Annotated in this window: 11 protein-coding genes and 1 tRNA gene; 9 read left to right on the forward strand and 3 right to left on the reverse strand. The window is 71.9% G+C overall.

Annotation, left to right across the window (positions count from 1 at the left end; genetic code table 11):
* The first annotated feature begins 43 nt into the window (after positions 1 to 43).
* From ACQEV1_RS41565 to ACQEV1_RS41580, 4 genes are all read left to right on the forward strand, one after another.
* Entirely contained in the window at positions 44 to 1,729 is a 1,686-nt protein-coding gene (locus ACQEV1_RS41565) for an AMP-binding protein (protein WP_433402059.1), read from the forward strand.
* 207 nt (positions 1,730 to 1,936) lie between these two features.
* A complete protein-coding gene (locus ACQEV1_RS41570) occupies positions 1,937 to 3,352 on the forward strand; it encodes an RNA polymerase sigma factor (RefSeq protein ID WP_285630715.1) in 1,416 nt (471 codons plus the stop codon).
* An 80-nt stretch (positions 3,353 to 3,432) separates the two neighbouring features.
* A complete protein-coding gene (locus ACQEV1_RS41575; protein WP_433402061.1) occupies positions 3,433 to 4,236 on the forward strand; it encodes an isocitrate lyase/PEP mutase family protein in 804 nt (267 codons plus the stop codon).
* A gap of 155 nt (positions 4,237 to 4,391) precedes the next feature.
* Positions 4,392 to 5,594 (forward strand): hypothetical protein, encoded by a 1,203-nt coding sequence (locus tag ACQEV1_RS41580; protein ID WP_433402063.1) that lies wholly within the window; start codon positions 4,392 to 4,394, stop codon positions 5,592 to 5,594.
* Here ACQEV1_RS41580 and ACQEV1_RS41585 read toward each other — a convergent pair.
* Positions 5,549 to 6,610, reverse strand: coding sequence for a phosphotransferase family protein (locus ACQEV1_RS41585; protein ID WP_433402064.1), 1,062 nt, complete (start codon positions 6,608 to 6,610; stop codon positions 5,549 to 5,551). The genes ACQEV1_RS41580 and ACQEV1_RS41585 overlap by 46 nt on opposite strands.
* Positions 6,611 to 6,991: 381 nt before the next feature.
* Between ACQEV1_RS41585 and ACQEV1_RS41590 the strand changes: the two genes are divergently transcribed.
* Positions 6,992 to 7,714: a hypothetical protein gene (locus tag ACQEV1_RS41590; protein WP_433402065.1), complete on the forward strand. Its 723-nt coding sequence runs from the start codon at positions 6,992 to 6,994 to the stop codon at positions 7,712 to 7,714.
* Here the strand turns inward: ACQEV1_RS41590 and ACQEV1_RS41595 are convergent.
* Positions 7,659 to 9,038 carry a PLP-dependent aminotransferase family protein gene (locus tag ACQEV1_RS41595; protein ID WP_285630701.1) on the reverse strand — a complete coding sequence of 460 codons (1,380 nt, stop codon included), beginning with the start codon at positions 9,036 to 9,038 and terminating at the stop codon, positions 7,659 to 7,661. The two genes, ACQEV1_RS41590 and ACQEV1_RS41595, sit on opposite strands and share 56 nt — an antisense overlap.
* A gap of 68 nt (positions 9,039 to 9,106) precedes the next feature.
* Between ACQEV1_RS41595 and ACQEV1_RS41600 the strand changes: the two genes are divergently transcribed.
* The 3 genes from ACQEV1_RS41600 (at position 9,107) to ACQEV1_RS41610 (ending at position 10,538) form a co-directional block, all read left to right on the forward strand.
* On the forward strand, positions 9,107 to 9,733 hold the full coding sequence (locus ACQEV1_RS41600; RefSeq protein ID WP_285630698.1) for a pyridoxamine 5'-phosphate oxidase family protein: 627 nt from the start codon (positions 9,107 to 9,109) through the stop codon (positions 9,731 to 9,733).
* An 85-nt stretch (positions 9,734 to 9,818) separates the two neighbouring features.
* The gene (gene orn / locus ACQEV1_RS41605) at positions 9,819 to 10,412 is read left to right on the forward strand and encodes an oligoribonuclease (protein ID WP_433402066.1); all 594 of its coding nucleotides are present in this window, start codon (positions 9,819 to 9,821) and stop codon (positions 10,410 to 10,412) included.
* Positions 10,413 to 10,462: 50 nt separating this feature from the next.
* A tRNA-His gene (locus tag ACQEV1_RS41610) sits at positions 10,463 to 10,538 on the forward strand.
* Between the two features lie 274 nt (positions 10,539 to 10,812).
* Here ACQEV1_RS41610 and ACQEV1_RS41615 read toward each other — a convergent pair.
* On the reverse strand, positions 10,813 to 11,898 hold the full coding sequence (locus ACQEV1_RS41615; protein WP_433402067.1) for a GAF domain-containing sensor histidine kinase: 1,086 nt from the start codon (positions 11,896 to 11,898) through the stop codon (positions 10,813 to 10,815).
* Between the two features lie 243 nt (positions 11,899 to 12,141).
* Between ACQEV1_RS41615 and ACQEV1_RS41620 the strand changes: the two genes are divergently transcribed.
* Positions 12,142 to 12,564, forward strand: coding sequence for a hypothetical protein (locus tag ACQEV1_RS41620; RefSeq protein ID WP_433402068.1), 423 nt, complete (start codon positions 12,142 to 12,144; stop codon positions 12,562 to 12,564).
* Positions 12,565 to 12,566 lie beyond the last annotated feature (2 nt).

Raw genomic sequence — 12,566 nt, forward strand, 5'->3', positions numbered from 1 at the left:
CACGGTATTTACCTGATCGGTGGGGCAGTGCCAGGATGCGCACATGACCCCCGATGCCGCCACCTTCAAAGCGGCTCGCGACTTCCTCCTGGCGCGGGCCGAAGACTACGACGCCGCACGCAGCGGGTTCCGATGGCCCGACGCGCCCGGCCTGAACTGGGCCGTGGACTGGTTCGACGGCGTGCTCGCCGCCGAGTCGCCGGACGCCCCGGCGCTGTGGATCGTGGAAGAGGACGGCTCGGAGACCAAGCTCACGTTCGCCGAGCTCGCCGGGCGGTCCAGCAGGGTGGCGGGCTGGCTGCGGAGCCACGGCGTCGCACGGGGCGACCGGATCCTGCTCATGCTCGGCAACCAGGTCGAGCTCTGGGAGACGATGCTCGCCGCGATGAAGCTGGGCGCCGTCGTCATCCCGGCGACCACGCTGCTCACCCCGACCGACCTCACCGACCGCATCGAACGCGGCGGCGTCCGGCACGTCGTCACCGGCGCCGGTGACACGGCCAAGTTCGACGGTCTCGCCGGCGAGTGGACGCGGATCTCGGTCGGCTCGGCCGAGGGCTGGCTGTCGTACGAGGACGCGTACGGCGCCGAGCCGTACGCCGGGGGTGAGGAGACGACGCACGGCGAGGACACGCTGCTGCTGTACTTCACCTCGGGCACGACGGACAAGCCGAAGCTGGTCGAGCACACCTACGCGTCGTACCCGGTGGGTCACCTGTCCACGATGTACTGGATCGGGCTGCGCCCCGGCGACATCCACCTCAACGTCTCCTCACCGGGCTGGGCCAAGCACGCGTGGAGCAACTTCTTCGCGCCGTGGAACGCCGGCGCCTGCGTGCTGGTCTTCAACTACACGCGCTTCTCCGCGCCCGCGATGCTCGACGTGCTGAAGCGCTGCGAGGTCACGAGCTTCTGCGCCCCGCCGACCGTGTGGCGCATGCTCATCCAGGAGGACCTGTCCGCGTGGCGGCTCCCGCTGCGCACGGTCGTGGCGGCCGGCGAGCCGTTGAACCCGGAGATCATCGACCAGGTGCGCAAGCACTGGGGCCTGACCATCCGTGACGGGTACGGCCAGACCGAGACGACGGCGCAGATCGGCAACTCCCCCGGCCAGCCGCTCAAGCCCGGCTCCATGGGGCGGCCGCTGCCCGGTTACACGATCGCCCTGATCGACCCGGCCACCGGTGAGAAGGGCGACGAGGGCGAGGTCTGCATCGACCTGTCCGACCGCCCGGCGGCGCTGATGGTCGGCTACCACGGCGACGCCGAGCTGAACGACGCGGCCATGGCCGGCGGCTACTACCACACGGGCGACGTCGCGACGAGAGACGCGGACGGCTACATCACGTTCGTGGGCCGTACCGACGACGTGTTCAAGGCGTCGGACTACCGCATCTCGCCGTTCGAGCTGGAGAGCGTGCTGCTGGAGCACGAGGCGGTGGCCGAGGCCGCCGTGGTGCCCGCGCCCGATCCGGTACGCCTCGCGGTGCCGAAGGCGTACGTCAGCCTGGCGGCCGGGCACGAGCCGACGGCCGAGACGGCGCGCGCGATCCTCGCCCACTGCCGGGAGCACCTCGCGGCGTACAAGCGGGTGCGGCGCGTCGAGTTCACGGACCTGCCCAAGACGATCTCCGGCAAGATCCGCCGGGTCGAGCTGCGGGGGCTGGAGGACGGCGAACGCCGCTCGGAGGAGTTCCGCGAGGAGGACTTCCCCGACCTGAAGAGCTGAGGGGCCGGAGGGTCGAGGGTCACCGGTGACCGTCCGTCACGGGACTCGCGGAAGATCGCCGGATCTGACAACGCTCGGTAGCTGATCATGACTTAATTGCCATTAAATCCTCCAAAGTAGCTGTAAATGGTGGCAGGATCCTGTGAACCCACGCACCGGGTGGGGCGTCTGTGACCTCGTGCCCCACCAGTTCAGCAGGAGGACTCAGTGGCCGCATGGCCGAGTATCGACAGGGCCGCCGACCAGCGACTCGCGCAGTCGCTGTACGCCGGTGATCCCAACGCCCTGCCGGAGATTTACGACTCGTACGCCCCACGGCTGTTCGACTACTGCCACGTCCTCCTCCGCGACCAGGAGGCCGCCGCCCAGGCACTGCACGACTCCCTGATCACCGTCCAGGAGCGCATCGGGCGCATCACCGACGCGCGCCTGTTCCGCGGCTGGCTGTACGCCGTGACCCGGGAGGAGTGCCTGCGCCGCCGCGCGTACGGCGAGGCGCCCGCCGAACGCCAGCGCGCGCCGGAGGCGGACGGGGCCGAGGCGGACGAGGCGACGCGCCGGCTCGTGCACGCGGCGCTGCTCGTGCTCAACGGCTCCCAGCGGGAGTCGCTCGACCTGTTCCTGCGGCACGAGCTGGACCCGCACGAGCTCGCCGAGGTCCTCGACGTGACGCCGCACGAGGCGTCCGTGCACGTGGCCCAGGCCCGGCACGACCTGGACGACGCGTTCGCCGCCGTGGTGGTGGCGGCGACCGGGCGCGAGGACTGCCCGAGCGTGGCGGCGCTGGCCGGTCCGCCCGACGCGCCGTTGGACACCGAGTCCTGCGGGAAGCTCGCCCGCCACATCGCGAGCTGCCCGATCTGCGGCGAACGGGGCAGCCGCAAGGTCGCCACCGCGCGCCTCCTGAACGCCATGCCCGCGGCGGCCCTCCCCGCCGCGCTGCGCTCGCGCGTGCTCGGCACTGCCGCGGCCCCCGAGCTCGCGGAGCTGCGGGAGACGATCGCGATGCGCGCCGATCCCGCGCCCGAGCCGGAACCCGTGCCGGAGCCGGGGCCGGAGCGCAGGGGCTCGCGCCTGTGGCCGGTCTTCGCCGCCGTCGCGTGCGTGCTCGTGATCGTGATCGGGGTGTTCCTCCTGCTGCCCGGGTCGGGCCAGGAGAAGACGAGTGGCCAGCAGCCCATCGCCGCGCCGAGCGAGTCATCGTCGGCCGACGACCGGCTCCCGTCGGACTCGGCCGCGCCCGAGCCGTCCGCCAGCGACACGCCGAGCCCGACCCCGTCCAAGTCGAGCAAGACCCCGACGCCGACCCCGAGCACGACGAAACCGCGCACCCACCACCCGAAGCCGAAGCCGCCGCAGCAGCCGGGCACGCTGTCCGTCTCCGGCTGCCACATGTCCGGCACCCGCCACTGCTCGGTGACGGTCACCGCCAAGGGCGGCCCGGTCACCTGGAGCGTGACCGGGACCAGCGGCAGCATCAACGCGGGCGGCGGCGGAAGCCTCAGCGCGGGCGGACACGCCTCGGTCACCGTCACGAGGACCGACAGCTTCTGCTTCGGCAGCGGCAGCGGCTCGGTGACGTTCGACTCGGGCGCGTTGGCGAACGTCACCTGGAGCTGCTGACCCGGCCCACCGGGTGGTCCGGCGCCGCGGGCCTCAAGTGGCCCTTCTGTCCGGTCGCGCCGGGCCGTACGGTCGGGCGCATGAGTCTCATCGACAAGGCCGCGCGGCTGCGCGAGCTGCACCAGAGCGGGTCGCTTCTCATCCTGCCCAACGCGTGGGACGCCGCGAGCGCCCAGGTGCTCGCCGCCGCCGGATTCCCGGCGCTCGCCACCGCCAGCGCCGCCGTGTCGCGCGTGCTCGGCTACGAGGACGGTGAGGGCGCGCCGCCCGAGGAGATGTTCGCGGCGGCGGCCCGCATCGCGCGCAGCGTCGACGTGCCGGTCACCGTCGACGCCGAGTCCGGCTACGGGCTGACGCCCGCGGAGCTCGCCGAGTGCCTGCGGGAGGCCGGCGCCGCCGGCTGCAACCTGGAGGACACCCTGCACGGCGAGGCGGCCGGCGAAGCAGCCGGTGAGGAGCGCCGGATGGCGGGGCACGTCCTGGCGGACCTGAAGGCGCAGGCCGACCGCATCCGTGAGCTGCGGGCGGCCGATCCCCACCTGGTGATCAACGCGCGCACCGACGTGTTCGAGGACGGCGCGCTGCCGGGCGCCTCGCCCGCGGAGATCCTCGAAGAGGCGGTGGCGCGCGGCCGCGCGTACCTCGACGCGGGGGCCGACTGCGTGTTCCCGATCATGGTCACGGACGAGGCGGCGATCGGCGCGCTGGTCGAACGGCTTCCCGGACCGGTCAGCGTCCTCTACCGGCCCGGCATGCCGTCACCGGTCCGGCTCGCCGAGCTGGGCGTGGCACGGGTGACGTTCGGGCCGGGCCTGCACCGCGCGACCATGGCCGTGCTCGGCGACCTCGCCGGGCGGCTGCGGGACGGCGCCGCGCCGTACTGACCCGCTTCCGGCCTCGGCGATGTCACTTGCGTGCAATCGCGATCACATCGCGATCAAACGCGCCACAGTCGCTCTCAATGCCGGCAGGATCCTGTGTTCCCACGACCGGTGGGAACCCCTGTGACCTCGTGTCCCATAGTTCAGCAGGAGCACTCGTGGCGGGATGGCCGAGTCTCGACCGGGACGCCGACCGGCGGCTGGCCGCGTCGCCCGCCGAGCGCCTCCTCGTCCCGGAGGCGGCCGGGGCCGAGGCGGACGAGGCGACACGCCCGCTCGTGCGCGCCGCCCTGCACGTGCTCAGCGCCGCCCAGCGCGAGGCGCTCGACCTGTTCCTGCGGCACGAGCTCGACGCGGACGAACTGGCCGAGATCCTCGGCATGTCGCCGCACGAGGTGTCCATGCACGTGGCCCAGGCCCGGCACGACCTGGACGAGGCCTTCTCCGCCGTCCTCGTGGCGGCGACCGGGCGCGAGGAGTGCTCGGGCGTGGAGGAGCCGGCCCCGCCGGGCACGCCGCTGGACACGACCACCTGCGGGCGGCTCGCCCGCCACATCGCGAGCTGCCCGATCTGCGGCTCGCGGCGCGACCTCACGGCCACCAACGCGCGGCTGCTTCAGGCCATGCCCACGGCGGCCCTCCCCGGCGCGCTGCGCTCCCGGGTGCTCGACACGGCCTCGGCTCCCGCGCTCGCGGACCTGCGGGCGACGATCGCGCGGCGCGCCGATCCCCCGCCTCCCGAGCCCGGGGCCGTACCGGAGCCCGACCGCGCCGGACGGCGCCGGTGGCCGGTCGTCGCCGCCGTCGCGTGCGTCCTGCTCGTCGTGAGCGGCGTGTTCCTCCTCCTGCCCGGGCCGGGCCAGGACGAGGCGAGCGGCCGGTCCGCGCCGAGCGGGTCGTCCTCGGCCGACGGCCCGCTGGTGGGCTCGCCCGAGCCGGCCGGCGGTCCGACGCCGAGCCCGACGCCGGTGAAGAAGACCCCGAAGCCGGCTCCGCCGACGCCGTACACCCGGCGCCCGAGTTCGCCGCAGCGGACGGGGACGCTGTCGGTGACCGGCTGCCACATGCGCGGCACCCGGCACTGCTCGGTGAAGGTCACCGCCCGGGGCGGCCCGGTCGCCTGGCGGGTGACCGGAACCACCGGCACCGTCACCGCGAGCGGCGGCGGAAGGCTCCGCGCGGGCCAGAGCACCTCGGTCACCGTCACCCGTACCGACCGGTTCTGCATCGGCGTTCCCAGCGCGTCGGTCACCTTCAACGCGAACGTGACAGCCACCGTCACACCTTCAACTGCTGACCGCGGGTGCGCGGCCGGTCAGAGCGCGCCCTCGTCCAGGACCTGGTGGGCGCGGTCGAGGTAGACCGGGACCGACGCGCCGATCCGGTCGAAGCCCTCGCCGACGGTCGCCTTCTGCAGGTACCGCGCGTGGATGCCCTCGAGGATGACGGCGAGCTTGAAGCAGCCGAACGCCACGTAGAAGTCCAGGTGGGACAGGTCGTGGCCGGTCAGGTCGGCGTACCGGCCGGCGAACTCCGCCCGCGTCAGGAAGCCGGGCGCCGAGGTCACGGTCGAGCCGACGGCGGTCGGCGTACGGTCGGCCTCACCGGCGTCGGCCCAGTAGGTGAGCGTGAGCCCGAGGTCGGACAGCGGGTCGCCGAGCGTGGACATCTCCCAGTCGACGACCGCGGCGATCTCCGGCTCCGGCCGCAGGCGTACGAGCGCGTTGTCGAGCCGGAAGTCGCCGTGCACGAGCCCGGTGAGCCCCTCGGACGGCAGCCGCTCGCCGAGGCGCCGGACGAGCCGGTCGTACGCCTCGTCGGTCCGCCCGCCCTCCTCGGCCGAGTGCGAGGACTCCCACTGGCGGCACCAGCGCTTGAGCTGCCGGGCCATGTACCCGTGCGGCCGGCCGAAGTCGCTCAGCCCGGCGCGTTCGACGTCGAGGAGGTGGATGGCGGCGAGCGCCTCCGCGAGCCGTTCGGACAGGGCGCGCGCCTCCGCGGCGGTGACGTCGGCGGCGTCCTCGGGGGTGCGCATGACCCGGCCCTCGACGTGGTCCATGACGTAGAACGGCGCGCCGATGACGTCCTCGTCGGTGCACAGGGCCAGGGGCGCCGGGACCGGCACGTCGCTGCCGGCGAGCGCCGAGAGCACGGTGTACTCGCGGCGCATGTCGTGCGCGGTGGGCAGGACGTGGCCGAGCGGAGGGCGGCGGAGCACGACGCGGCGGTTCTCCAGCCGGACGAGATAGGTCAGGTTGGACCGGCCCCCGGCGAGAAGGTCGATCCCCGTGATCGTCCCCTCCCCCGGCAGCGCCTCCGCCAGCCAGGACGACAGGTGAGGAACGTCGATTCCAGGGACGGACACCTGATCAGCCATGGGTCCTCCTTCGTCGGAGGGGGTGACCACAGGCGCGTGCCTTTTGATTCCCTCGCTTCGCTCGGTCATGGGCTCTCCTCGTTCGGCTCCCGCTTATTAGAACGCGACTCGGTCGGCCCGCGCGACCCGGGTTCGGGGCCTCCGGGGATCACCGCGGAGGCGCCGTCGCCACGCATCGGCCGGATCCGGCCCCGGGAGGGTGGCCGGGAGTCACGAAGGGTACGCCGTCAAACCGTCGATGCATCAAAACTGGACCAACAGGGGAGGTTGGCACATAAGTTCGCAAAGTTCACATGGTCGGAGCGAACTCCGCCCCACCTTGGTAAAGACTTGCACAGTGACCGTTCGGGACACGACCCGACCCGACTGGGGGGACTCATCGTGGCCGACGCATGGCTGCCCGGCGCCGTACGACTGCAATCCCGACACGACGGTGGCTCACTGCGGGGCGGAGCGCCTCGCGCCGTCTGGCATACGAGCGAGCACGACCCACTGGCGATCTCCGCGCGCTCGGTGGCACAGCACCTCGAGCAGCGGGGGACCAACGCCCACATCGTCTGGAACCCCTTCTCCGGCGAGATCGTGCAGATGGTGCCGGCCACCCAGGCCGCGCTCCTGCTCCCGGACGGCGTCGGCCGGGAGGGCCGGAGGTGCCTGCAGATCCTCGTGGTCGGGCTCGCCCGCGAGCCGTTCACCGACGGCGCGATGCAGGGCCTCGGCCTGATCGTCGACTGGCTCGACGCGTGGCAGGTGCCGCGGCGCTGGCCGGCCGGCGATCCGCTGGCGCCCCCGGAGGCGTACAGCGCCCCACGGGATCGCAGACCGTGGGCACGCGGCGGTCACTTCGGCGTGTCCCAGGTGCCGCACGCGCAGGGCCCGGCCCCCGGCGCCATTGACACCAGCAGGATCACCGGTCCGGTCACGCCCCCGGAGATGCCACGGATCACGGTGGGCGAGGTGTCGCTGCCCGGCGCGGAGAGCCTGCCCATCGCGCACCTGGTCACCGGCGGCACGACCCCTGAGCCTCCGATCGAGGCGCCCACGGGGCCTACCGCCGACTCGCCTCCCGGACCAGCTCCCGTACGAGCGAGCACCCCGACCTGACCTGGGAGACCGTCGCTCCGCCGTACCCGAGGACCAGCCCGTGCACGCCCGGGCTGGTCGAGTAGCGCTCCCGCAGGGAGGACAGCAGCACGCCGCGCTCGGCGGCGCGCTCGATGACCACATCCGTCACGCCGGCCGGCAGCTCGACGACGAGGTGCAGGCCGGCGGTGTCGCCCAGCAGCGGCAGGTGACCGAGCGTCTCCACGATCGCCGCGCGCCGGCGACCGTACTCGGCACGCATGCGGCGCACGTGGCGATCGAGGTCACCGCGTTCGAGGAGGATCCGCACCGCCTCCTGGGACACGACGGCCGTGCTGTCGCCCAGGCGCAGCCGGGTCTGGGCGATCGCCTCCACCAGATCGGGCCGGGCCACCAGCCAGCCGGTGCCGACGCCCGACGTCAGCGTCTTGGACGTGGTGCCGAGGTAGACGGTGTGGTCGGGCCCGAGGCCGTACAGGGCGGGCAGCGGGGCGACGTCGTAGCGGAACTCGCTGTCGTAGTCGTCCTCGACGATCAGCGCGTCCTCGCGCCGCGCCCAGGCCAGCAGCGCCTGCCGGCGCGGCACCGGCAGCCGTCCGCCGAGCGGGTACTGGTGGGACGGGGTCGTGTAGACCAGGCGCAGGCCGGCGGGCAGCGCGTCGACGATCAGCCCGTCCTCGTCCACCGGGCACGGCACCACCTCCACGTCCCGCGCGGCCAGCACCTCCCGCGCGTTGGCGTAGCCCGGCTCCTCCACGCCGGCGCGGTCGCCGGGCCGCAGGACGGTCGCGGCCAGCAGGTCGAAGCCGTTCGTCGCGCCGCGCGTCACCACGACGCGTTCGGAGGGGCAGGACACCCCGCGGCTGCGGCGCAGGTAGTCGACCAGGGCCGCGCGCAGCCCCGGCAGGCCGCGGCGGTCGGGCCGGGCCACCGGCGGTATCCCCGCCGCGAGCCGCCAGGCGCGCCGCCACGCGGGCGTGTCGAGCGCGCCGACCCACGGGATGCCGGGGTTCAGGTCGATGACGCCGGTCTCCGCCGGCTCGTCCCGCGGGGCGTACGCGGGCTCGGCCGGGACGCTCTGGGCGGCGATGTCGGCGACGTACGTGCCCGAGCCGTGCCGGCCCTCCAGCCAGCCCTCCGCGTAGAGCTGCTCGTACGCGGTGGTGACGACGGTGCGGCTGACACCGAGCGCGGAGGCGAGCGCGCGGCTGGAGGGCAGCCGCTCCCCCGCGCGCACCCGCCCGTCGTTCATGGCCTCGCGGAGCTGGCGGCCGAGCTGTACGCTCAGCGGCTGCTTCGCGTCCCGCTCGACGACGACCGGCAGGTCGAACTGGTTCCGCGGCAAAGTGGCTTCCCTCTTCGACGTCTCAGTGGCCATTCTCTACAAGCCACTTGGATCCTAACGTGGGACGTATGAGCACTTCAGCGCCCCTTTCCAGTACCGAGCGCACCCGGATCCGGCGGCTGCCCGAACGTGCCGCGTCGGACCGTTCGGCCCTCTATGAGATCCTCGACGCCGGCCGGATCTGCCACCTCGGTGTGGTCGTGGACGGGTCGCCCCGCGTCATCCCCACCGGCTACGGGCGGGACGGCGACACGCTCTACCTCCACGGCTCGACGGGCGCGACCAGCCTCCGTACCACCGAGGACGTCTGCGTCACCGTCACCCACCTCGACGCCCTCGTCCTCGCCCGGTCGCTGTTCCACCACTCGATCAACTACCGCAGCGCCCTGATCTTCGGCCGCCCCCGCACGGTCACCGACCTGGAGGAGAAGCTGACCGGCCTGCGCGCGCTGGTCGAGCAGCTGACGCCGGGGCGCTGGAACGTCGCCCGCCGGCCCACCCGCAAGGAGCTCGCCGCGACCTCCGTCCTGGCCCTGTCCCTGGAGGAGGCGTCGGTGAAGACGCGGCAGGGACAGCCGAGCGACGACGAGGAGGACTACGCGCTGGACGTGTGGGCGGGCCTGGTGCCGGCGGTCCAGTCGTTCGGGCCTCCCGTGCCCGACCCGAAGCTGCGTCCGGGCATCGCCTACGTGTGACGTACCCCACAGTCGGCCCGCCTCGGTCGCCGGATCCGCGGTTCTCCTCACTCAAAGTGTCCTGGCAGGACTTATGGTGAAGGTCATGAACGACCGGCTGGTCTGGATCGACTGTGAAATGACCGGGCTCGATCTGCGGCACGACGCGCTGATCGAGATCGCGGCTCTGGTGACCGATGGTGAGCTGAACATCCTCGACGACGGCATCGACCTGGTGATCAAGCCTCCGGAGGAGGCCGTACGCCAGATGTCCGAGGTCGTGCACGAGATGCACACCACCTCGGGCCTGCTCGAAGAACTGCCCTCGGGGATCACGCTGGCGGAGGCCGAGACCAAGGTCCTCGACTACGTGCGCCAGCATGTGCCGGGGGCGAAGAAGGCCCCGCTCTGCGGCAACTCGATCGCCACCGACCGGTCCTTCCTCGCCCGTGACATGCCCGCGCTGGACTCCCACCTGCACTACCGCATGGTCGACGTCTCCTCCATCAAGGAGCTGGCCCGCCGCTGGTACCCGCGGGCGTACTTCGCCAGCCCGCCGAAGAAGGGCGGCCACCGGGCCCTGGCGGACATCACCGAGAGCATCACGGAGCTGCGCTACTACCGCGCCGCCGTGTTCGTGCCCCACCCGGGCCCGGACTCGGAGACGGCGCGTGCCATCGCCGCGAAGCTCGGTGACTGAGGACCCGTCGGGAACCGCTACACTGCTTCATGCCGCCTTGTGCGGCCGCGGTGGGTGTAGCTCAGTCGGCAGAGCACCAGGTTGTGGTCCTGGGTGTCGGGGGTTCAAGTCCCCTCACTCACCCCAAGTAGTACGAAGGCCAAGGGCCTGGTCGTCGGCATCGACGACCAGGCCCTTGGTGTTGCTCCCGACCTAGTGCCCCATTCGCTCGGACTGGAGCACATAGGGGATCTGGGCGTCGTCCATCCACGGCTGGTGACTATGCCGCGGTCCGTGCGGCGTCAGGCCCCGCCGGACGGGCATCCGGCTGGCCAGCGGAACGTCTTCCGCCGGCCTCTCGTCTTCCGCCGGACCAGATCAGCGGGCTGTACGAGCCAGCCTTCCTAAGCCGTGTGCCGCGTCATCGGTCGTCGGCCATCGGAATCTCGATGAGCAGTGATGTGCCGCCGCCTGCTGGACTTGTGATCTTGAGCGTGCCGCCGAGTGCCTCGACACGGTCTTTGATGCTGAGGAGTCCTGATCCGCGGTCGGGATCGGCTCCTCCCTTCCCGTCGTCACGGATCGCGAGCCGGATGATCGCACCCTCGACGACGAGGCCGACGTGTACCACGGAAGCGTCCGCGTGCTCGGCCGCGTTCGTCAGTATCTCCAACACGACGTGGTAGACGGTCGCTTCGAAACGCTCCGGCAAATCCTGGGCGACGCACATGTTGAGCTCAACTGGAATGGGGGAACGGCGCGCAAGCGTCCTGAGGGCGGGTTCGATGCCCCTCCTGGACAGGAGTACCGGAAGAAGGCCTCGGGCGATCTCACTCAAATCTGCGATGGCCTCGTCCAAAGCTTGAGCCATGTGAGACAGCCGTGCTCTCAGCTGGGGCGGCGCTGCGGCCTCTACAGAACGCATTTCGAGCAGGAGCGAGACCAGACGCTGTTGCATTCTGTCGTGCAGGTCGCGCTCGATGAGGCGGCGGGTCGCGTCGGCCGCGTCGATGGCGCGGGCTCGGGAGGCTCGCAGTTCGGCGCGGCTCTCGACGTTCTCGATGGCGACGACCAGCAGCTCGGTGAAGTTGAGCATCCGCTCCTCGGTGCCCTCGGGCAGCGGATCGGACGTCGACGCGACGAGCACCACCCCCCACAGGCGCCCACCGACCTTGACGGGACACCCGACCTCAGCTTTGACCCCCATACTGCGCAGCGCAGAAATGACCTCACCGCCACCTACAACGGCTTCGAAGTCGTCCATGCGTACCGGCGCCTTCGTCCTCGCCACGAGTTCCCGGACGGTCCCTACCTCGAGCGGGAAGCGCGAGCCGAGGGGCAACGTAGCGACATGACCGGCATTCCAGATACCGACCGAGGTCGCGGTGGCGTCCTGCTCGTAGCGGATCACTGCCGCATGCCGTGCCCCCATGATCTGTCCCAACTCGCATGCGACCGCACCGAAGATCTCGCCCGGGGGGGCACCGCGCGCGACGAGCGTCGCCAAACGCCTCAACGCCGCCTGCTCGTCCGCGACCCGGCGTAGCTCGTTCAGATCAGCAGAGACTGGAATGGTCCGCGTACCTCGATCTGCGTCCGTTCTGATGCAAAGTCGTTTTGGCCCCGCAGTGAGTGCCCTGCCCAGTACTCACGATCCACATGTACGGACAACGCGTCTTTGGAGCCAGACACTCGACGTCACCAGGTCCGGCGGTCCGGCCTGTCCGACCGCTGTCCTAGGGTGACGGCCATGGTCGACATCGAGGTGCGGAGCCGGATGCCCGGCGCGTCCGGCGACGATCTGCCGGCGGTGCTGGTGCGGCTGGCCGAGGATCGCACGACGGTGCGGGAGCTGATCCGGCGCACGGTCGAGGAGCAGATCCGGGCCCTGCGCGCCGACACGGCGCGCTGCCGCCGGATCCTCGACCGCCAGTACCTGTCCGACGACGATCTCCGGACGCAGGCCCGCAACGGCGCGATCAAGATGCCGCCGCAGGCGCCGGCGGACCCGGACGTGACCACGGAGGTGGGCCGGGCGCATCGGGCCTTCTCCCGGGGCACGTTCGCGATCTTCGCCGGCGGGCGGCAGGTCGTCGACCTGGACGAGGAGGTCGCGCTCCGGCTCGGTGAGCCGGTCGTGTTCCTGCGGCTGGTCGCTCTGGCGGGAGGCTGATC

The organism is Actinoallomurus sp. CA-142502 (genome assembly GCF_050936355.1).
Classification (GTDB): Bacteria; Actinomycetota; Actinomycetes; order Streptosporangiales; family Streptosporangiaceae; genus Actinoallomurus; species Actinoallomurus iriomotensis.

What these genes read in the sequence shown, in the direction of transcription:
- ACQEV1_RS41600 (WP_285630698.1), top strand. Translation starts at nt 9,107, where the DNA reads ATGAGCACTTCAGCGCCCCTTTCCAGTACCGAGCGCACCCGGATCCGG.
- ACQEV1_RS41620 (WP_433402068.1), top strand. Translation starts at nt 12,142, where the DNA reads ATGGTCGACATCGAGGTGCGGAGCCGGATGCCCGGCGCGTCCGGCGAC.
- ACQEV1_RS41575 (WP_433402061.1), top strand. Translation starts at nt 3,433, where the DNA reads ATGAGTCTCATCGACAAGGCCGCGCGGCTGCGCGAGCTGCACCAGAGC.
- ACQEV1_RS41565 (WP_433402059.1), top strand. Translation starts at nt 44, where the DNA reads ATGACCCCCGATGCCGCCACCTTCAAAGCGGCTCGCGACTTCCTCCTG.
- ACQEV1_RS41585 (WP_433402064.1), bottom strand. Translation starts at nt 6,610, where the DNA reads ATGGCTGATCAGGTGTCCGTCCCTGGAATCGACGTTCCTCACCTGTCG.
- orn (WP_433402066.1), top strand. Translation starts at nt 9,819, where the DNA reads ATGAACGACCGGCTGGTCTGGATCGACTGTGAAATGACCGGGCTCGAT.